Raw genomic sequence first — 19222 nt, 5'->3', positions numbered from 1 at the left:
GGCGCTCCTCTCAGACAGAATGACATAATGTACATTATCGGCGATGCTGGACTGGTTGGGAACGGCTGGGACCGGCCAGGTCTCTGGCGAGCCGCGGCCCCGCTCAGGCTCGCTGACAATCGTCTGCCGTCGGTCCCTGCCACGGCGGCGGCTGTGGGTCAGAGCGCAGGCGTCCGTAGGTCAGGACGTCGATGCGCTCGCCGTCGATGAGGCCGATGAGACGGTCGTCATCGTCGGTGACGGCCCAGACCTGATGCGCCTGCGGATCGTCCAGGAGCCGTTTGACATAAGTGTGAGCCTCCTCGACCGTGCGCACCGTCCCCTGGCGGGACATCTGCGTGTCGGACCTGAAGGCGTCAAGGACCGCGGGGCCGTCTGATACTCGCGGACGCCTCAACGGCGCGGCCCCCGGAACCTCAAGGAGCCCGCCACCGGGCGCGCCGCTCATCGTCGTCCCCCTCGTCATGACCGTCTAAGTGCTTCCACAAGCGCTTCCAGGTGCTCCGGCAGCGCCGCCTCAGTCCCCCAAGGCCTCAGTCCCCCAAGGCCGTGCCCACGGAACGGGCCGCCTGGATCCACTCGTGGTCGCGGGGCACGTACTTGACCTTCCCGGCCACCTGCTTGAGCGGCACCAGCTCGGTGCCAGTGCCCCGGTCCCCCACCATCACGCCAAAGTGCCCCTCGGCCACCGCCTGCGCCCCGGCCACGCCCAGACGGGTGCCCAGCAGGCGGTCGGTGGCGTTCGGGGTGCCACCGCGCTGCACGTAGCCCAGGATCGTGACCCGCGCCTCCAGCCCGGTGCGCTGCTCCAGCTGCTCGGCCAGGGTGAAGGTGTTGGCCCGGTGGGAGGCCTCCAGGCGCTTCACGCCCCGCTTGGCCGCCGCCTTGGCCTCCGGGGTGGAGGCGTCCGCCACCAGGGCGCGCGCGTCGTCGACCTCCGCCCGGTCCGCCTTGCTCAAGGCGCCCTCCGCCACCGCCACCACCGAGAAGCTCGAGCCGTAGGAGCGACGGCGCTCAATGCGCTCCGCGATCGCGTCGACGTCGTAGGGGATCTCCGGCAGCAGGATCACGTCCGCCCCGCCAGCGATACCAGCCCCCAGCGCCAGCCAGCCCGCCCGGTGCCCCATGATCTCCGTGAGGATGATGCGGTGGTGCGAGTGCGCGGTGGAGTGCAGCCGGTCCACCGCCTCCGTGGCGATCTCCAGGGCCGTGGAGAAGCCGAAGGAGGAGTCCGTGCCCACGATGTCGTTGTCGATGGTCTTGGGCAGGTGCAGCACGTTCAGCCCGGCTTCCATCAGCCGCTTGGCGTTCTTGGCGGTGCCTCCCCCGCCCAGGCACACCAGCGCGTCCAGGTTGTTCGCCTGGTAGTTCTCCACGATCGTGGGCACCATGTCCTGCACCTGGCCGTCCACCAGCATCCGGTGCACCTTGTCCCGGCTGGTGCCGAGCATGGTCCCCCCGAGGGTGAGGATGCCCGCCAGCGCGCTGCCGTCCAGCGTGACGGTGCGGTTCTCCGCCAGGCCACGCATACCGTCACGGAAGCCGACCAGCTCCCACCCGTAGTCCTGGATGGCGACCTTGCCGAAACCACGGATCGCGGCGTTGAGCCCAGGGGCGTCTCCGCCAGCCGTCAGGATGCCGATGCGCTTGGTTGTCATGGGACAAGTATCACTGAAAGCCCCGGCCTGCGTGGCCCGCTGGGCGGGCTGCTACCAGCAGTTCCCGGGCAGCGTGTCAGAACCGGTAGGATGCCTGCTGGCGCGCTCAGCGGGAACAAAAGGACCCACCGGGGCGTTGCCTGCCTGGTGGCCTGTGGGCCGCTGGTCCCACGAACCTAGGAGAGGCAAGAGCATGGCTGACCGCGCACTGCGAGGCATGACCATTGGCGCCAAGTCGATGGAGACCGAGGAGGGCGTTGAGTTCGCTGAGCGGATGAACGTCACCTTCGAGTGCCAGCTGGGGCACGTGACCACCGTGCCCATGTCGGTGGAGGCGGAGGTGCCCCCTACCTGGGAGTGCCCGGAGTGCGGACAGGCCGCCAGCCTGCGCGGTGAGGAGGAGCCGGAGACAGAGGCCCCCAAGAAGGCTCCCCGCACCCACTGGGACATGCTCCTGGAGCGCCGCAGCATGGACGAGCTCAAGGTGCTGCTGGAGGAGCGCCTGGAGATGCTGCGCAGCGGGGAGATCTACCGCGAGCGTATGTGAGCCGCGGTTCTAGGACCGACGGCGCAGGCGGCGTCCAGAGGCTCAGGTCCCTGAGCGCCCCAGTAGCCATGTAGACATACAGACGACGGCGGTGCCGGTGCCTCTCCCCTGCTACCAGGAGGGCACCGGCACCGTTAGTGCTGGCAGGGACTGACCGGGCAATGGCGGCGGGGCGGCGCGGCTCAGCCCTGACGCAGCCGGGACACGGCGTCGGCGGCGGCGTCCAGGCCCTTCTGAGCCAGGTCCAGGGCCTGTCCCCCACGCTTGGCCAGCCCCCAGCGGGTGACCAGTGAGAGCTCCTCGGTGAAGATCCCGCCCGAGAGCTTGGACTCGCCCGCCTCCCGCTCCAGGAAGGTGATGGGCATCTCCACGATCCGCCCCCCGGCCTCGTCCACCAGCTTGGTCATATTGACCTGGAAGCCGTAGCCCAGGGCCTCCACCTGGCTCAGGTCCAGACGGCGCAGCAGGTCGGCGCGGTAGACCCGGAACCCGGCGGTGGCGTCCTTGACCCGCATACCCAGCATGGCGGAGATGTACAGGTTCCCGGCCCGGGACAGGGCCACCCGCTTGGCGTCCCACCCCTGTGTGGCGCCACCACAGACCCAGCGGGAGCCGATCACCAGGTCGGGGGCGTCCGCCATCTGTGCCCGCTGGACCAGCAGGGCCAGGTCCTCGGGGCGGTGGGAGCCGTCGGCGTCCATCTCGCAGACCAGCTCGTAGCCCTCACGCAGCGCCCACTCGAAACCGGCCAGGTAGGCGGGCCCCAGGCCGTTCTTCCCGGTGCGGTGCAGCACGTGGACGTGCTCGTCGGCGGCAGCCCGCTGGTCAGCGTAGGCGCCGGTGCCGTCCGGGGAGGCGTCGTCAACCACCAGGACGTGCCCGGAGGGCAGCGCCTGGCGGACGCCGTCCAGGGCCCGGGGCAGGGAGTCGATCTCGTTGAAGGTGGGGATGACTACCAGGGTCTTCACAAAATGGCCTTCCGCAGGGCGGTCAACGACGTCGGGCTCGCCAGCGCTTCCCGAGGTCCCTTACTCCCCCAAGGATACCTGCCGCCGTGAGCAGCCCCGCCCCCAGCTCCAGCAGCAGGCCCGGCCAGGGGCTCAGGCGGTCCGCCCAGGTCAGGGACGTGCGTAGGGGCACCTGCCCCACCAGCGCCGCCTGCGTGTAGGCCCTGGTGGACTGCTCCACCCGCCCCTGCGGGGAGATCAGGGCGGTGATCCCCACCGTGGAGACCTGCACGACGGCGCGGCCGTGGACCACCGCCTGGACCCGCCCCTGCGCCAGCTGCTGGGTGGCCTCCGAGGAGTACAGGAAGCTGGCGTTGTTGGTGGGTACGACGATCAGCTCGCCCCCCTCAAGCACCCCGGCGCGCAGGGCGGAGTCGTAGGCGACCTCAAAGCAGATCCCTACCGCCAACGGCACCTGGCGGGACTGCTCGGCCACCGGCACCTCCAGGGTGTAGCCGCCTGTGCCGGGCAGCAGGTCCACACCTATGCGGTCCACCTGGGTGGTGACCTTGCGGACCAGGTCGCGCCAGGGGATGTACTCGGCGAAAGGCACCGGCTGGTGCTTGCGGTAGTACTCCCCCGGCCCCTGCTCCGGGTCCCACAGCAGCAGGTCGTTGTAGCGGACGCGCGCACCGGTGTGCTCGTCCTGGCCGTAGCGCACCGCCCCGACCAGCACCGGCGCCCCGGCGTCACCGGCCGCCTGCTGCACGAGGCTGGCTGAGCGGGGGTCGTCACGGGGGTCCAGGTCGGCGGAGTTCTCCGGCCAGATCACGACGTCTACGGCGCCGGGGCCGGTGTCCTGCACGAAGCCGCGGGTGCCTTCCAGGTGGTTGGTGGTGACCTCCAGGGCCCGGCCGAAGGCGTCCTCAAAGTCCTCCGCCACGTTTCCCTGCACGGCTGCTACCCGGATGCTGCCTGTCTGTGCCTGGGAGTCCAGGGGCAGGTAGGCGGGGGCCAGCACGGCCAGCCCCGCGCAGGCGGCCACGGGCAGGGCGGCCCGCAGATGGCGTGTGCCCAGCAGCAGGGCCAGCTCGGCCAGGGCCGCGCCCAGGCTGGCCAGGCAGGCGGTCAGGGCGATCGAGCCCCCGTAGGCAGCCACCGGCAGCATGGGGGCGTCGGCGGCTGCGAAGGCCAGCCGTCCGAAGGGCAGGCCGCCCAGGGGCCAGGAGGAGCGCAGCTCCTCCACCCCGCACCACAGGAGGGTGAAGGCTGCCAGCCGCCACAGGCTGGCCCGCCAGCCGGTCTGGCTGCTCAGGGCCGGTAGGCGACTGGTCAGTGCCCAGGCCAGTCCCAGGGCGCTGAGGTAGGCGGCCTCCGTGAGGGTCAGGGCCGTCCAGCCGATCGCGTTGCCCATGGCTACGGCTGCGAAGTGCAGCAGCGGGGTGAAGAGTCCCAGGCCGGACAGCAGCCCCAGCCAGGCGGCCCGCCCGGCCCGCTGCCCCCTAAGCAGGCTGTGGAACAGGGCCGTGCCTAAGGGGGCCAGCCACCAGCTGCCTTGGAGCGGCAGGACCCCGCGCAGGGGCGGGGGGAAGGCCAGGTAGACCACCAGGCCAGCCAGCAGGGCCCCGGCGGACTGGGCCAGCAGCGGGTAGCGCACCTGGGCCAGCAGCGGCTGGTAGTGCCTTAGGGGTACTCCGGCAGCCTTCTTGCCTGCGCCCTGTGCACGCCTACCTGCCCGGTCCTGGCGGCTCATGCCTGCTGGCCGTGGTGACGCTGCGGCAGGAGCCTGTGCACGCCCGTCCACAGGAGGGCCAGCAGGCTGCCGATCACCGCTCCCACCAGGCAGGCCACGGCGGTCTTGGCGACCCAGGACAGCACCGGGTTGGTGAAGAGGTGGCTGGCGTGCTCTATGAACCCGTAGGGGTAGTGCAGACCGAAGTGCTCCAGGTTGTGGGCCAGGATCTCCCCACCCACCCACAGCATCGCCACGGTGCCGATGTAGCCGATGACCTTGAAGGTCCCAGGGGCGATCCGCACGATGCCTCGCCCGAAGGCCTTCCCGAACCGGCTGCGCCCGCTGCGGGCCAGGTGCACCCCCAGGTCGTCGGCCTTGATGAGCAGGGCCACCAGGCCGTAGACGGCGAAGGTGACCAGGAGCGCGATCATGGACAGCACGATCACCCGCCGCAGCTGGGTCTCCTCCACGGAGGCCATGGCCAGCAGGAGGATCTCGGTGGACAGGATGAAGTCCGTGGTGGTGGCGCGCCTGACTATGGCGTCCTCGTCCCCCAGCAGGGCCTCGTCGTCGTGGTCGTGGTGGCCGAGCAGCGGTGCCAGCAGCTTCTCCCCGCCCTCGAAGCACAGGTAGCTGCCGCCCACGATCAGCGCCACCGGCAGCAGGGCCGGGGCGACGGCGGTGAGCAGCAGCCCGAGGGGCAGGATGATCAGGAACTTGTTGCGCAGGGATCCCAGGGCGATGCGCTTGATGATCGGCAGCTCACGGTCGGGGGTGATTCCGGTGACGTACTGGGGGGTGGCGGCGACGTCGTCCACGGCCGCGGCGGAGACCTTGGCGGTGGTCTTGACCGCGATGGAGGCGGTGTCGTCAATGGTGGACAGCGTGAGCTTGGCTAGCGTGGCGATGTCATCGAGCAGGGCGAAGAAGCCGGACACGAGGCACCCTTCCTGGGGATCGGGCCAGGGACGAGGAATGTCTCCCCGGCTGGGAAGAGACTACAGCGAGGACCAGGACACGACTCCGCGCGCCACGTCCAGGCTGGCCTGGGCCGCCAGCACGTTCAGCGGCCGCCTGCCGTCCCTATCAGGCCGGTCCCCGGCGCGCGGGGCCCCCGAGCCGCTCTCAGAGGGCAGTGTCTCGGAGGGCAGGGAGGCGATCTGCGTGAGCACGTCCAGCAGCTGCTTGCACCAGCGTACGAAGTCCCCCGCCGTCAGCTCACTGTCCTCCAGCACCTCGGCCAGGTCGGCGCCCTGGGCCCAGGCGCGGACCGGCCCGGCCAGGGCGGCCTCCGCCCCCGTGGAGTGCTCAAGGCGGGCCAGCGCCTCCAGCTCGTTTATGTGCCGGGAGACGGCCAGCTCGTCGCGCAGTACCTGCCCCAGGCGGGAGCCCGGCGAGACCGGCAGGCCCAGGGTGCTGGCCGTCAGGCGGGGCTCGTAGACGCAGGCGCTGACCGCCGCAGCCAGGTCCGCCGGTCCCAGCCCCTCCCAGGTGCCCCGGCGCAGGCACTCGGCGATCAGCAGGTCGCGCTCCGCGTAGACGCGGGCCAGCATCCGGCCCGCCCAGGTCACCCGCAGGCCGCCCTCCGGCCGCCCCGGGTCCTTCAGCTCCAGGTAGCCCAGGCTCAGCAGCACCTCACAGACGGCGTCAAACTGGCGGGCGATCGTGCCGGTACGGGTCACCACCCGCGCCTGCAGGCGTTCCACCTCGGCCAGGGCCTTGGCCCACTTGCGGCCCGTGCGGGCGTGCTCCTCCCGGTCCGGGCAGGCGTGGCAGGGGTGGTCACGCAGCTGCTGGCGCAGCGCCTCCACCCGCTCTGTGGCCTCCTGCCGGGCCCGGTCCTCCCGGCCGCCACGACGACGTCGACGGCCACCCTGCTGTGTCAGGCTGCCCTCCCGTATGGCGCGGACCAGGCGGCCGACCAGCCGGTCGCGCTCCCGGGGGCGGCGCAGATCCGCACCGGCTGGGATCCGCAGCTCTCCCACCTTGGTCACGCCTTGGGGCGTGGTGTCCGGGCTGAGGGTCTGCACGCGCCCGTCCTCCCCCAGAACCGTCAGGGCCGGGGTGCCGGTACGGTCCTGCCCCACCTCCAGCACCAGGGCGTGCCTGGCGCGCCTTCCCCGCTGGTGGAGCACCACGGCCCCGGGAAGCAGCGCGGACATGCTGCGCCCCGCCTCCGTGCGGCGGCTGGCGGAGGCGTCCCGCCTGAGCTCGGTCTCTGCCGCAGAGAGCTGCTGGCGCAGGCGGGCGTACTCGCGGAAGTCCCCCAGGTGGCAGGCCATCTGCGACTCCAGCCCCGTCAGGCCCTGCCGCTTGCGCCGGGCCTGGGCGGCCAGCTCCACCACGCCCCGGTCCGCCTGGAACTGGGCGAAGGAGGACTCCAGCACCTCCCGGGCCCGCTCCCGGCTGGTGCGAGCCAGCAGGTTCACCGCCATGTTGTAGGTGGGACGGAAGGCGGAGACCAGCGGGTAGGTGCGCCGGGAGGCCAGGGAGGAGACGGTGCTGGGCTCCAGGTCGTCAACCGCCAGGACGACGGCGTGCCCCTCCACGTCAATGCCCCGCCGTCCGGCCCGGCCCGTGAGCTGGGTGTACTCCCCCGGCGTCAGGTTCACGTGGGCGGAGCCGTTCCACTTGCGCAGGGACTCCAGCACCACCGTGCGCGCAGGCATGTTGATGCCCAGCGCCAGGGTCTCGGTGGCGTAGACGACCTTGACCAGCCCGGCGCTGAACAGCTCTTCCACGGTCTCCTTGAAGACCGGCAGCAGGCCGGCGTGGTGCGCCGCCACTCCCCGCTCCAGGGCCCGGGCCCAGGCGTGGAAGCCCAGCACCGCCAGGTCCGCACCGGGCAGGTCGGCGACGCGCCGCTCGATCACCTCCCGGATGCGCTGGGCCTCCGCCTCCGTGGTCAGCTCCACTCCCCCGGCCAGGGACTGGGCCACAGCCTGCTCGCAGCCCGCCCGGGAGAAGACGAAGACGATGGCCGGCAGCAGGTGGGCGTCCTCCAGCGCCCGGATGACCGTGGTCCGGGAGGGCGGGCGCAGCCGGGCCACCCGGGCCCCGCCCTCGCCCCGGCGCGGGGCCCGCGCTCCCCCTGCGGCACGGGAGCCCCGCCGCCAGGGCTGGCGCAGGCCGTGGGCCGCTCCGCCGCGAGCCTCCCGGCCACGGCCTCCTTCTCCCGCCGCCGCCCGCCGGGCCTGCCGCAGGGCGTCTACCAGGTCCGGGTTCAGGGGCGGCTGGGCGCTCAGGGCGGCCTCGGTGGCGGCGTCCTCCACGCGCACGGGTACCGAGTAGAGGGGCATCAGCTTGCGGCCCACCATCATGTGCTGGGTCAGGGGCACCGGCCGGTGCTCCGAGACCACCACCGTGGTCCGCCCGCGCACCTGGTCCAGCCAGTCGCCGAACTCCTCGGCGTTGGACACGGTGGCTGACAAGGAGACCACCTGCACCTGGGGCGGCAGGTGGATGATGACCTCCTCCCAAACCGGCCCTCGGAAGCGGTCAGCCAGGTAGTGGACCTCGTCCATGACCACGAAGCCCAGGCGCTCCAGGTCGCTGGAGCCGGAGTAGAGCATGTTGCGCAGCACCTCCGTGGTCATCACCACCACTGGCGCGTGCGGGTTCAAGGAGGTGTCCCCGGTGAGCAGCCCCACCTGCTCGGTGCCGAAGCGCTGGCACAGGTCCAGGTACTTCTGGTTGGACAGGGCCTTGATCGGGGTGGTGTAGAAGGCCTTGAGCTCCTGGGACAGGGCCAGGTGCACCGCGAACTCCCCCACCACGGTCTTGCCCGCGCCCGTGGGGGCGGCCACCAGCACGCCTTCGCCCCGTTCCAGCGCCTGGCAGCCAGCCTCCTGGAACTCGTCCAGCTCGAAGGACAGGGTGTGGCGGAACCGGGCCAGCTCGGTGCGCAGGGCCTGCTGACGGCGGCGCGCGGCGGCGTAGCGTTCTGCGGGAGCGCTCATGGTCCCAGCCTACGCGGCTGCCCGACCGGCTCGCTGGCAGGGCTCAGGCAGGCAGCAGCACGCTGACCACCTCGGGCACGGCCTCCAGACGCAGGGGCAGGTCCGCCACGGCCTCGCCGTCGGCCATGGGCAGCGGGGGCCGACGCCAGCCAGTCTCCGGCTCCAGGGCCTCAATGGTGAGCACCCGGCTGCGCTCCAGGTGCACCGCCGGGTCGGACAGGTGCCTGCCCTTGAACAGCTGGCCCAGCAGCCGCAGCAGGCGGGGGCGGGAGACAGGGTCCAGCCGCAGCACGTCCAGGAGACCGTCGGTGGCGGAGGCCTGCGGGGACAGGTCCATGCCACCACCGAAGTAGCGGGTGTTGGCGACGGCCAGCAGCAGGGCCGGTCCCTCCCAGGTGCCCGAGTCGGTGGTCAGGCGGTAGCCGTAGGGCGACAGGCGGGCCAGCTCAGCCAGTACCGCCCGCACGTAGCGCCCCTCCCCGGCAGGCCAGCACAGGGTGTTGGCCCGGGCGTTGACGGCAGCGTCCACCCCGGCGGAGAGCACCGCGAAGGACCACTCGTGCTGGTCGGGCACCCGGCTGCCGTCCGGGCGGGTGGCGTGGATGGCGTCCAGGCGCACGCTGCGTCCCCGGCCCTCCAGGGCCTCGGTGATTACGGCGGTGGCGGCCAGCGGGTCACGGGCGGGCAGACCCAGGTGGCGGGCGACGTCGTTGCCGGTACCCACGGCCACGATACCCAGCGGCACCGGCGTCTGGGCCACCACGTCGAGCCCCAGGTGCACCGTGCCGTCGCCCCCTACCACCACCAGGGCGTCCAGGCCCACCCGGTCCTCCAGGAGGGCGGTGGCGCTGCGGCGGGACTCCTCGTAGTCGCCGCCGTAGGCCTCTACGACGTCGTGCCCGGCGGTGACCAGCGCCGTGGTGACCACGCGGGCGGCACCGCCGTGGCGGCCTCGTCCCGAGGTGGGGTTGACGACCAGCCCTACGCGCATGGATGCAGCTCCGTCTGCTTCAGAGAAAGGATCAAAGGTGCCTAGGGCCTACTTGGCCAGGGCCGCGTCCAGGGCGGCCTCCTCCGCCGCCAGGCGCTTGGCGCGCCGCTTGTCGTGCTGGATGGAGATGAAGCAGGCCCCCAGGTACAGTCCCACGATCGGGACGGACATGAAGATCACCGACCAGGGGTCCGGAAGGGGGTTCACGATCGCCATGAACACCACGATCCCGACCACGGCCCAGCGCCAGCCCTTGAGCATGGTGCTGCCCTTGACCAGGCCCAGCTGGTTGATGCCCACCATGACCTCAGGCAGCAGGAAGGCGATCCCGAAGGCCATCACGATCCGCATGACGAAGGACAGGTAGGTGGACACGGACATCACACCGGTTACCGCGATGCTGTTGGGCATGAAGCTGGTCAGCACGATCACGGCGTGGGGGATGATGTAGATCCCCAGGGCGATACCGGCGCTGAACAGCAGCAGGCCCGCCAGGCCGTAGCCCCAGACGAAGCGTTTCTCCCGGCTGGTCATGCCCGGGGCCACAAAGGCCCAGAACTCGTAGGTCCAGATCGGTGCGGAGATCAGCACGCCCAGCCACATGGACAGGCGCAGCTTCAAGTCGAAGGACGACATGACGGTGTCGAAGTTTATGGAGAGGTTCGCCCCCCGGGCGTTGGCCTCAATGATCGGCTGGGTGACCACCGTGTAGGCCCAGTCAGACAGGAAGTAGCCAGCCACGGAGCCCAGGGCCACTGACACGGCCGCGATGACCGCACGGTTGCGCAGCTCGCGCAGGTGGTCCCCGATAGCCATCCGGGCCTCGGGGTTGTCCTTGCGCCTGGATACTGACACCTTCGGCAGACTCGGCACTGCTGGTCCTTTCTCCGGGTTGACCTGCTCCCTGGCGGCACGTGCTCAAGCCAGCGCCGCCAGGGTTGATGAGTGCCCCTGCAGGGGCCGGGGCTCAGGCCTGGGGGGCGGCGCCGTCCTGCGGGCCCACCTGGGGAGCAGCCTGCCCGGGCTGGGTCGGCTGGGTGTAGTAGGTGCCCTGCTGCGGCTGGATCTGCGCGGGGGCCTGGGCGGCGGGGGCGTCCTCGTCCTCACGCAGCTCCTTGACCTCCTTCTTGAAGACCTTCATCGACTTGCCGATGCTGCCAGCCAGCTCAGGCAGCTTGTTGCCACCGAAGACGAGGAGGACGACAACGAGAACGACGATCCAGTGCCAAGGCTTCATGGCTCCCATGTGAGTACCTCTTCCAAGTTTGTGGGCGATAGCGGAACACGGCGAGTCTAGCGTTACCAGCGGCCCGGGCCGTAAACGCGGGCGTGAGGTTCCACGCAAGGCGTACTGGGGCCCTGCCTGCCAGCCCCAGCCGGTCAGGGAAGGTCGGCCACGGTGGGCCCCTCATGTGCCTCGTATGCCCGCAGGGCGGCCTGCGCCAGCTGGGCAGCCTGCTGCCTCAGCGCCTGGGGCTCAACCTGCAGCACGTGCTGCCCCGCGGACAGTACCAGGCGCACCAGCCACTCCTCGTCCCGGCCCCGCACGGTCACGCGCCAGCGGCCGTCGTCCGTCTCCGTGGCGGACTCCCAGGGGATCTCCTCCACCAGCCAGCGTCCGGTGAGGGCGAGCGTAAGCACCGCCCGGGGGCGCTCGTCCGCCGTGGGCCTACGACGTCGGGCAGGTGCCTGGTGGTTGGCGGGAGCCTCCAGCACCCGCGCCTCCAGCACCCGGTCCAGGCGGAAGCTGCGTTCCGCGCCCGCCTCGTGGCACCAGGCGCTCAGGGTCAGGTGGCTGCCGTCGCCCTGCAGCAGCAGGGGGTCCACCTGGCGGCTGGTGCGCTGGTCCGTGGCGGACACGTACTCCAGGTGCAGACGGCGGTGCCGGCGCAGGGCCTGGCGGACGGCCCCCAGCACGGCTGGGTCCACCTCCCCCAGGTGCCGCGGGCCCGACGCCTGCGCCTCGCCTGTGGCACCGGCTGGAGCCAGCGACTGACGCTGGGTGGCAGGGGCCTCCCCCATGGCCTCCAGCAGCGCCTGACGGGTGCGCTCCAGGGTAGCGGCGGCCTGGGGGTCAGCGGCCAGGACCTGCCGCAGGACACCGAGCACCAGCAGCAGGCTGGCGGCCTCGTGGCGCGAGAGCCGCACGGGCAGGTCCAGGCCCAGGCCCTGGGTCAGGTAGAGCTCGCCGTCCTCCTCCAGGGCCGCGAAGTCGAAGTCCACCAGGTCTCCCCCGGCCATGCCGGGCAGCCCCGTCATCCACAGGGTCAGCAGGTCCGCGTGGAGCTGCTGCGGGGGCACGTCAAAGTGCTGGGCGGCCTGGGCCAGGGTGGCACCGGGGTGCGCCCCCACCCAGGCAGGCAGGGCCATAAGCCGGGCCAGGCGCTCGGGGCCGGAGGGTCGGGCCATGCTCACTGCTCCTTAACCGTGCTGGGAGTGCCGGTCGTGGTGGGTGGGACCTCGTCGTGCGGGGCGCCGCCCACCGGGGCCTGATCCGCTGGGCCTGGACCTGCCGGTTCCAGAGCTGCTGGTCGCAGACCTTCTCTGGCCTGGTCTGCCGGGGCCTGATCTGCTACGGCTTGGTCCCTGGGGGGACCCATGTGTGCCGGGTCGGTTGCGCCCCGCGGTCCCAGGCTGGCGACGGCCCGCAGGTGGGTGCGTACCGCCTCCCGCAGGGCAGGCGGCTCCAGCACGAGCACGTCCGGCCCCAGTGAGGCCAGCAGCCCGGCCAGGGAAAGCTGGTCCCGGTCCTGGTAGGTCAGCTCCAGCAGGTCCCGCCCCTGGACCACCGGGCCTGGTGCGGCGGGCAGGTCGGTGGGGCTGAGCGGGCGGCTGGCGGCCCCGCGCAGCGCCAGGCCCTTGCCTGGCCGCAGGGCCAGCAGCGCCCGCCGGTGCTCCGGGGGCGCGGTCGCCGTCCGGGTGGTGAAGGCCCGGGGAGCACTCAGGGGCGTGACCGGGCCACTGATCCGCTCCACCCGGAAGGTGAGCTCCCGGCGGGAGCCGGTCTCTACCGCCAGCAGGTACCAGCGGCCCTCCCGCAGCTCCAGGGCGTGGGGCTCCACGGTGCGGCAGGAGACCCGCCCGGAGGAGGGCGAGGTGTAGTCGAAGGCCACCACCTGCTGCTGGTCTACGGCGTCCACCAGCTCTGTGGGGACGCTCGGGTCCACGCTCAGGCTAAGGTCCTGCGGGCCGCCGGCGTCCTCTGCCGCCTCAGCGACCGCCAGCAGCTTGGTGACGGCCCGGCGGGCCGCGGAGGGGAGCCTGCCTTCCTGCCAGGAGCGTGCCGCCAGCGCCAGCACCTGCGCCTGGGCGGCGTCGAGCCGGAGCGGGGCCAGGGTGTAGCCGCCGTCCTCCACCCGGTAGCGGACCTCCAGGCCCTCGGCAGCCGCCCCCTCCGGCTCGGTGCGGGTAGTGATACCCAGCTCGCGCAGCACGTCCTTGTCACGCTCGAACTTGCGGCGCTGGGAGGGACTGTTGCCCTCGTAGCCCTCCACGCTCTCCAGCAGCTCGACGGCGGTCAGCCCTCGGTGGCTGTGGCGCAGCGCGTGCAGGAGGTTGAGCTGGCGCTGCTCGGCGGGGATCGTGGCAGGGGGCACCGGGGTGGTTGAGGAGCTCACTGGCACAGGCTAGGACCTCGGGCCGGTACCGTGGAGCCATGATGTGGCGCGACGGCGTGGTGCAGGCAGTGCGTAGGTCCTGGGGGCCGGTGGGACGCCGTTGCAGCGAGCTGGAGGTGGAGGTGGCTGCCTGCCCACCGGGAGCCACCCTGCTGAAGGCAGGGGCCCGGCTCCGGGCGGTGGTCTACGAGCAGCTGCACGGGCTGCCGCAGCCGGGCCAGGAGGTGCGCCTGGAGGTGTCGGCCCTGGTGCAGGGCCTGGGCACCGGCGGGCACGCCATGGTCACGGCGGTGCTGGGCCCGCTGGCCGCCGACCAGCGCGCCCCCGGGCACCTGGTCAAGTGCCGCTACACGCCCGACCAGCTGCTGGTTCAGGGGGTGGACGAGCAGGGCACGGAGCACCACCAGGTTCTCAGCGGAGCGCAGGGGCAGCTGAGCCTGGAGGGCATGCCGGTGGTGGTGGCGGACCTGCACTCCTCACTGCCTGCGCTGGTGGCGGGCACGCTCCCGGCCTCCGGTAAGGGCGGGCCCCGGGTGGTGTACGTCATGACCGACGGCGGGGCGCTGCCCCTGGCCTACTCGCGCACCGTGGCGGCCTTGCAGGCAGCCGGGCTGCTGGCGGGCACGGTGACCACGGGGCAGGCCTGGGGCGGTGACGTGGAGGCGGTTTCGCTGCACAACGGCCTGCTGGCGGCCCGCCTGGTGCTGGGGGCCGATATCGCTGTCGTGACGCAGGGGCCGGGCAACCTGGGCACGGACACCCCCTGGGGCTTCTCGGGCACCTCCTGCGGCGAGGCGGTCAACGCGGCCGCGGTGCTGGGGGGCAGGCCGGTGGCCTGCCTGCGGGTCTCGGAGGCGGACAAGCGTTCCCGGCACCGGGGCCTCTCGCACCACTCGCTGACGGCCTACGGGCAGGTGGCCCTGCTGACGGCGGACGTGGTGGTGCCGGTGCTTCCGGGGGTGCTGGGCAAGCAGGTGCGGGAGCAGGCCCAGGCCCTGGGGGCGCCACGCGCTGTGGGGGCCCAGCACCAGCTGGTGGAGGTGGAGACGGCGGGCCTGCGTGCGGCCCTGGAGCAGGTGGAGCGCCTGGCGGGCCTGCGCCTGTCCACCATGGGGCGGGGGCTGGACGACGACGCGGCGGCCTTCCTGTCCGCGGCGGCGGCCGGACGCCACGCGGCCGCGCTGCTTGGCGCCTAGCGGGGCAGCCTGCACAGGGCTGGGTGAGCCTGGCAGCACCAGCGGGGTCGGGGAGAACAAGCAGGCGCTGGCTCGACGTACCAGGCAGGCATGACCATGGTGCCGCCGAGCCGCTTAGTGACACCAGAGCACAAGGTTGGGGCCGGAAGACCAGATCGGGCTAGGCGGGCGGGCTCACGGGGCTGCTAACGCGCTCAGCGAGGCCAGAGCACCGGGTGCGGGGCCGGGAGACCAGCTTGGCTGACTATGCCTGCGCCGCGGCGTCCACCACCTGGGCGGTCACCTGGCTGCGCAGCCGCTCGTAGGTGGGCAGGTCCACCACCCCGGCCACGGGGGTGACCACGGCGGCCACGGAAAGCGCCACCGCCTCCACCAGCGCCCGAGCGCCCAGCACCCCCGGGCTGCGCCACAGCCCGGCGGCCAGGGCCGCCACCGCGGAGTCCCCCGCCCCGGTGGGGTTGACCACCGGCACGTCGGGCGCGTCAGCGTGCCAAGCACCACCGGCGCTGCCACCAGCAAACAGGTACATGCCCCGCGGCCCGTCCGAGACCACCACGGCTCCGGTCCCGTTCTCCAGCAGAGCCTTGGCACCAGCGGCCAGGTCCGTGGTGCCGGTGGCCTGGGACAGCTCCTCCCGGTTGGGCTTTACGACGTCGGCCAGGCCGGAGCAGGCCACCAGCAGGGGCCCGGAGGTGTCCAGGACCGTGCGGGCCCCGCGTTCCCGGGCGGCAGTGAGCAGGGAGGCGAGGTCTTGGCTGCTGGTCCCGGGTGGGCAGGAGCCGGAGACCACCAGCACGTCCTGGGGCGCCAGGGCCTGGCTGACGGTCCTGGTGAGAGCATCCCAGTGGTCTGAGGTGGTGGTGGGACCGGCCTCGTTGAAGACGGTGACGCTGCCGTCGTCGGCGCGTACGGCCACTGAGGAGCGGGTGGGGCAGGCCTCCCCCAGGTCCACCCAGTCCTGGTCCACCGGCCAGTCCCGCACCAGCTCTCGCAGCTCCCCGCCCCCACGGCCGCCCAGGAAGCCGGTGACTCGGCTGCGCACACCGAGCTGGGCCAGCACGGCGGCCACGTTCAGCCCCTTGCCGCCCGCGCGCCGCACGATGCTGCTTACGCGGTGCACCTGGCCCAGACGCGGCTGCGGCACCGCGTAGGTGATGTCGATGGCGGGGTTCGGGGTGGCTACGACGATCTGCGGCATAACCCCATCATGCCCCATGGCGAGCGAATGTGGCGCGTGTGAGGGGCGTTGGCTCACCTTCGTGCATCTTGCCTGGTGGGTGGGGCCGTAGCGGGCCCAGGGCCTTGCCATAGACTCGCCGCGTGAAGACATTCGAGGAGCTCTTTGCTGAGCTGCAGGAGAAGGCCACCACCCGCCCGGAGGGCTCCGGCACCGTCGCCGAGCTCGACCGGGGCGTGCACTTCATCGGCAAGAAGCTGGTGGAGGAGGCGGCAGAGACCTGGATGGCCTGCGAGCACGAGAGCGACGCCGCCGCCTGCGAGGAGATCAGCCAGCTGCTCTACCACACCCAGTGCATGATGGTCGCCAAGGGCTACACCCTCCAGGACGTCTACCGCTTCCTGTGACCGCCCCTCCCCCAACCGAACTGAACAGACAGGCCTGTACCCGTGCTGCGCTTAGCCGTCCCCAACAAGGGCTCCCTCTCCGACCCGGCCATCACCCTGCTCAAGGAGGCCGGGTACCGCACCCGGCGCTCCGGCCGCGAGCTGGTGCTGGTGGACGCCGACAACGACGTCGAGCTGTTCTTCCTGCGGCCCCGCGACATCGCCGTGTACGTGGGCCAGGGCACGGTCCACGCCGGGATCACCGGCCGTGACCTGCTGCTGGACTCCGGGGTGCAGGCCCTGGAGCACCTGCCGCTGGGCTTCGCCCGCTCCACCTTCCGCCTGGCCGCCCCCGCCGGGACCATGTCCAGCCTGGCTGACGTGGCGGGCAAGAGGGTGGCCACCTCCTACGACGTGCTGGTGCGCGGCTACCTGGAGGCCCAGGGGGTGCAGGCCACCACGGTGCACCTGGACGGCGCCGTGGAGTCCTCCGTGCACCTGGGGGTGGCCGACCTGATCGCCGACGTGGTGGAGACCGGCACCACCCTGCGCGCCGCGGGCCTGGAGGTCTTCGGGGAGCCCCTGCTGGTCTCCGAGGCGGTGCTGGTGACCACCGAGCAGTTCCAGCACGAGCCCGCCCTGGCCACGCTGGTGCGCCGCCTGGAGGGCGTGCTGCGGGCCCGCTCCTACGTGCTGGTGGACTACGACGTGCCCATGAACCTGCTGGACCAAGCCAGCGCCCTGACACCGGGGATCGAGTCCCCCACCGTCTCCCCGCTGCAGAACCCGGACTGGGTGGCGGTGCGGGCCATGGTGCCCCGCAAGGACATGAACCGGGTCATGGACGAGCTCTACGCGCTGGGGGCCCGCGCGATCCTGGTCTCCTCGCTGCTGGCCTGCCGGCTCTGAGCCGCCTGCCCCGGCCGGGCGCGGACGTGCAGCCCCCTGCGCTGGCGGGCGCGGAGGCGAACGGCTCCGGACCGGCCTGCACGCACCTGTACCGACCGGTGCGGCCTGCACCGGCGGGTGCGGCCCGGCCGGGGCTGCGGCCGCAGCTGTGGCCCAGCGCCGGCCGGACGCCGTCGACCTGGTTCAGCCGACCGTCAGCAGGGCGTCGCAGACCGTGTCGGTGCTGACGGCAGTGGTCCCCAGCAGCTCGTGGCTGCGCAGGAAGTCGATGGTCTGCCCCACCTGCTCGGGCACCAGGGCACCTACCGTGGTGGCGTCGTCGGGCCGGATGAGGTCGCCGGTGGCCACCGCCACGGCCCGGGCGCGGGAGGACTGCTCGCTGTCCAGCAGGTCCGGCTGGTGCTGCCGGGTGATCTCCACCGCCGCGTCAGGGTCGTCACAGAAGCGGGTCATGCCCTGGGCGCAGGCCACCACCAGGGCCTGCAGCTCGGGGCGGTGCGCCTCCAGGACGCTGCGGCTGGTCACCAGTGAGGCGCCCAGCAGCGGCACCTGCTCACCGATGGCGATCTCACGCACCGGGGTGCCGCCCAGGTTCAGCTGTACGGCGTCGTTGTTGGAGTAGCCGACGACGGCGTCCACCTTGCCGGTGCTCAGCGCCAGCTGCTGGGTGTAGCCGATCTCCTGGACCTGCACGTCCTGCTCGGTCAGGCCGGCGTTGTGCAGGGCCAGCCTGAGGGCGTACCAGTTCTCCCCGAAGCGGCCGGGCAGGCCGATGCTGTGCCCGCGCAGGCTGGGCAGGTCCGTGACCGGGGAGTCCTGCGGCACGATCACGCTGACCGGGTAGCGCTGGTAGAAGCCGCCTACGACCACCAGATCGGCACCGTTGGAGGCCGCCACGATCGCCTCGTCGCCGCCTGCCACCACCAGGTGCTCGGTGCCGGACAGCAGGGCGTCGAACAGCCCCTCCTCCGCGCCGTGGTGGCGCAGCTGGTGGACGCCCAGCAGCCCCTGGTCCTGGGCCAGGTAGAAGGGGGCGAACTGGATGCTGGGCGTGTAGGTCAGGCCGATTGTCAGCGGGGTGCCGCCCCGGGTGCTGGAGCTGGTGCCGGTGGCGGCCTGCTGCGCCCCGGTCCCGCTGGCGCAGGAGGACAGCAGGGCGAGGCCTGGGACCGCCAGTGCGGCCTTGAGCAGGTGGCGGCGGCTGGGGGCGGTGGGGGTCATCTAGGGGCCTTTCTGTATGGGACGGGACGGGGTTAGTGGGACTGCCTGCCGCGGACGTCAGCGACCACGCGGCTGCGCCGCTCCAGCTGGTGCAGGCAGGCGTGGATGCTGGTGGCCAGCAGGCACAGCAGGATGATGGTGGCGAACAGGCCGGTGGTGTCGGCGCTCTGGCGCTGCGAGGCCAGCACCTGGCCCAGCCCGCTACCACCCATGGTCAGCTCTCCGACCACCGCGCCGGTCACGGACAGCGTGAAGCCGGTGCGCATACCAGCCAGTACCGAGGGCAGGGCCATGGGTACCTCCAGGTGCCAGACCAGCTGGAGGCCGTGGGCGCCGTCGAGCCGGGCGGCGTCGATGACGTCCTGGTCCAGGCCACGCAGCCCCACCAGGGTGGTGACCGTGATGGGGAAGAACACCATGAAGGCGCACAGCAGCACCACCGGCCAGGTGCCGTAGCCGAACCAGACCACGAACAGGGGGGCCAGGGCGATCGCGGGGACGGCCTGGGAGGCCGCCACGTAGGGCAGCACTGTGCGGGAGAACAGCTGCCAGTGGGACAGCGCCCAGGCCAGGGGCAGGGCGAGGGCGGCGGCCAGCAGGCAGCCCAGCAGGGCTTCTTGCATGGTGGTGGCCGCTGCGGGCAGGAGGCGGGCCTGCGTAAGTCCCAGCAGCAGGCGGCGGGCCACCGCTACCGGGTCGGGGAGCACGTAGCGGGGCAGGCTGCCGGAGCGGGCGAGCAGCCACCAGGCCAGGAGGATGCCTGCACCGAACAGGAGCGCGGGCAGGGGGCCGCTGCGTGAGGTCGCGCGAGGGCGTCGTGCGGGCTGTGGGCCGCTGTCGCTCACGGCTGCTCCTTCCCCGGTCGGTCCCGGGGAGGTT

The 19222-nt window shown here is 72.1% G+C and carries 18 protein-coding genes; 4 read left to right on the top strand and 14 right to left on the bottom strand.

The genetic code is table 11. The features are described 5' to 3' along the window. Positions 1-103: 103 nt before the first annotated feature. Together JG540_RS10325 and JG540_RS05285 are read right to left on the bottom strand one after the other, a co-directional pair. Entirely contained in the window at positions 104-316 is a 213-nt protein-coding gene (locus JG540_RS10325; RefSeq protein ID WP_234042686.1) for a hypothetical protein, read from the bottom strand. Positions 317-533: 217 nt separating this feature from the next. Further along, positions 534-1658 carry a 6-phosphofructokinase gene (locus JG540_RS05285; RefSeq protein WP_200274638.1) on the bottom strand — a complete coding sequence of 375 codons (1125 nt, stop codon included), beginning with the start codon at positions 1656-1658 and terminating at the stop codon, positions 534-536. Positions 1659-1851: 193 nt separating this feature from the next. On the opposite strand from JG540_RS05285, the gene JG540_RS05280 reads away from it, so the two are divergent. Continuing rightward, positions 1852-2205, top strand: coding sequence for an RNA polymerase-binding protein RbpA (locus JG540_RS05280; RefSeq protein ID WP_200274637.1), 354 nt, complete (start codon positions 1852-1854; stop codon positions 2203-2205). Between the two features lie 182 nt (positions 2206-2387). Here JG540_RS05280 and JG540_RS05275 read toward each other — a convergent pair whose 3' ends face one another. The 9 genes from JG540_RS05275 to JG540_RS05235 form a co-directional block, all read right to left on the bottom strand. Continuing rightward, a complete protein-coding gene (locus JG540_RS05275) occupies positions 2388-3173 on the bottom strand; it encodes a polyprenol monophosphomannose synthase (protein WP_200277883.1) in 786 nt (261 codons plus the stop codon). Positions 3174-3195: 22 nt separating this feature from the next. Next, positions 3196-4905, bottom strand: coding sequence for an apolipoprotein N-acyltransferase (gene lnt / locus JG540_RS05270; protein WP_200277881.1), 1710 nt, complete (start codon positions 4903-4905; stop codon positions 3196-3198). Continuing rightward, positions 4902-5825, bottom strand: coding sequence for a DUF808 family protein (locus JG540_RS05265; RefSeq protein WP_200277879.1), 924 nt, complete (start codon positions 5823-5825; stop codon positions 4902-4904). Before JG540_RS05265 ends, lnt begins: the two co-directional genes overlap by 4 nt. A 60-nt stretch (positions 5826-5885) precedes the next feature. Next, positions 5886-8846, bottom strand: a complete 2961-nt coding sequence (locus JG540_RS05260; RefSeq protein ID WP_200277876.1) for a DEAD/DEAH box helicase — start codon at positions 8844-8846, stop codon at positions 5886-5888. A gap of 43 nt (positions 8847-8889) precedes the next feature. Further along, on the bottom strand, positions 8890-9837 hold the full coding sequence (locus JG540_RS05255; protein ID WP_200277874.1) for a diacylglycerol/lipid kinase family protein: 948 nt from the start codon (positions 9835-9837) through the stop codon (positions 8890-8892). Positions 9838-9885: 48 nt separating this feature from the next. Continuing rightward, on the bottom strand, positions 9886-10710 hold the full coding sequence (gene tatC, locus JG540_RS05250) for a twin-arginine translocase subunit TatC (RefSeq protein WP_200277872.1): 825 nt from the start codon (positions 10708-10710) through the stop codon (positions 9886-9888). Between the two features lie 94 nt (positions 10711-10804). Further along, a complete protein-coding gene (gene tatA / locus JG540_RS05245; RefSeq protein WP_200277870.1) occupies positions 10805-11083 on the bottom strand; it encodes a Sec-independent protein translocase subunit TatA in 279 nt (92 codons plus the stop codon). Between the two features lie 134 nt (positions 11084-11217). Then, on the bottom strand, positions 11218-12246 hold the full coding sequence (locus JG540_RS05240; RefSeq protein WP_200277868.1) for a helix-turn-helix transcriptional regulator: 1029 nt from the start codon (positions 12244-12246) through the stop codon (positions 11218-11220). Between the two features lie 2 nt (positions 12247-12248). Next, positions 12249-13454, bottom strand: a complete 1206-nt coding sequence (locus tag JG540_RS05235; protein WP_234042924.1) for a helix-turn-helix transcriptional regulator — start codon at positions 13452-13454, stop codon at positions 12249-12251. A 38-nt stretch (positions 13455-13492) separates the two neighbouring features. Between JG540_RS05235 and JG540_RS05230 the strand changes: the two genes are divergently transcribed. Further along, positions 13493-14650: a DUF3866 family protein gene (locus JG540_RS05230; protein WP_200277866.1), complete on the top strand. Its 1158-nt coding sequence runs from the start codon at positions 13493-13495 to the stop codon at positions 14648-14650. A gap of 244 nt (positions 14651-14894) precedes the next feature. Here the strand turns inward: JG540_RS05230 and JG540_RS05225 are convergent, their stop codons facing one another. Next, a complete protein-coding gene (locus tag JG540_RS05225) occupies positions 14895-15848 on the bottom strand; it encodes a 1-phosphofructokinase family hexose kinase (protein ID WP_200277864.1) in 954 nt (317 codons plus the stop codon). 122 nt (positions 15849-15970) lie between these two features. On the opposite strand from JG540_RS05225, the gene JG540_RS05220 reads away from it, so the two are divergent. After that, entirely contained in the window at positions 15971-16234 is a 264-nt protein-coding gene (locus tag JG540_RS05220) for a phosphoribosyl-ATP diphosphatase (protein ID WP_200277862.1), read from the top strand. A 42-nt stretch (positions 16235-16276) separates the two neighbouring features. Beyond that, on the top strand, positions 16277-17122 hold the full coding sequence (gene hisG / locus JG540_RS05215; protein WP_200277860.1) for an ATP phosphoribosyltransferase: 846 nt from the start codon (positions 16277-16279) through the stop codon (positions 17120-17122). A 183-nt stretch (positions 17123-17305) separates the two neighbouring features. Here the strand turns inward: hisG and JG540_RS05210 are convergent, their stop codons facing one another. Both JG540_RS05210 and JG540_RS05205 read right to left on the bottom strand, forming a co-directional pair. Further along, the gene (locus tag JG540_RS05210; protein WP_200277858.1) at positions 17306-18343 is read right to left on the bottom strand and encodes an ABC transporter substrate-binding protein; all 1038 of its coding nucleotides are present in this window, start codon (positions 18341-18343) and stop codon (positions 17306-17308) included. A gap of 32 nt (positions 18344-18375) precedes the next feature. Continuing rightward, a complete protein-coding gene (locus tag JG540_RS05205) occupies positions 18376-19188 on the bottom strand; it encodes an ABC transporter permease (RefSeq protein WP_234042923.1) in 813 nt (270 codons plus the stop codon). Between the last annotated feature and the right edge of the window lie 34 nt (positions 19189-19222).

Source organism: Actinomyces weissii, from assembly GCF_016598775.1.
GTDB lineage: Bacteria > Actinomycetota > Actinomycetes > Actinomycetales > Actinomycetaceae > Actinomyces > Actinomyces weissii.
Note: the sequence above shows the minus strand (reverse complement) of the source record. Positions and strands in the feature narration are given on the sequence as shown.

Bases quoted from the DNA above. Each gene is read 5' to 3' on its own strand.
- tatA (WP_200277870.1), bottom strand. From the start codon at position 11,083: ATGGGAGCCATGAAGCCTTGGCACTGGATCGTCGTTCTCGTTGTCGTC.
- JG540_RS05280 (WP_200274637.1), top strand. From the start codon at position 1,852: ATGGCTGACCGCGCACTGCGAGGCATGACCATTGGCGCCAAGTCGATG.
- JG540_RS05255 (WP_200277874.1), bottom strand. From the start codon at position 9,837: ATGCGCGTAGGGCTGGTCGTCAACCCCACCTCGGGACGAGGCCGCCAC.
- JG540_RS05210 (WP_200277858.1), bottom strand. From the start codon at position 18,343: ATGACCCCCACCGCCCCCAGCCGCCGCCACCTGCTCAAGGCCGCACTG.
- JG540_RS05240 (WP_200277868.1), bottom strand. From the start codon at position 12,246: ATGGCCCGACCCTCCGGCCCCGAGCGCCTGGCCCGGCTTATGGCCCTG.
- JG540_RS05260 (WP_200277876.1), bottom strand. From the start codon at position 8,846: ATGAGCGCTCCCGCAGAACGCTACGCCGCCGCGCGCCGCCGTCAGCAG.
- JG540_RS05285 (WP_200274638.1), bottom strand. From the start codon at position 1,658: ATGACAACCAAGCGCATCGGCATCCTGACGGCTGGCGGAGACGCCCCT.
- JG540_RS05230 (WP_200277866.1), top strand. From the start codon at position 13,493: ATGATGTGGCGCGACGGCGTGGTGCAGGCAGTGCGTAGGTCCTGGGGG.
- JG540_RS05225 (WP_200277864.1), bottom strand. From the start codon at position 15,848: ATGCCGCAGATCGTCGTAGCCACCCCGAACCCCGCCATCGACATCACC.
- lnt (WP_200277881.1), bottom strand. From the start codon at position 4,905: ATGAGCCGCCAGGACCGGGCAGGTAGGCGTGCACAGGGCGCAGGCAAG.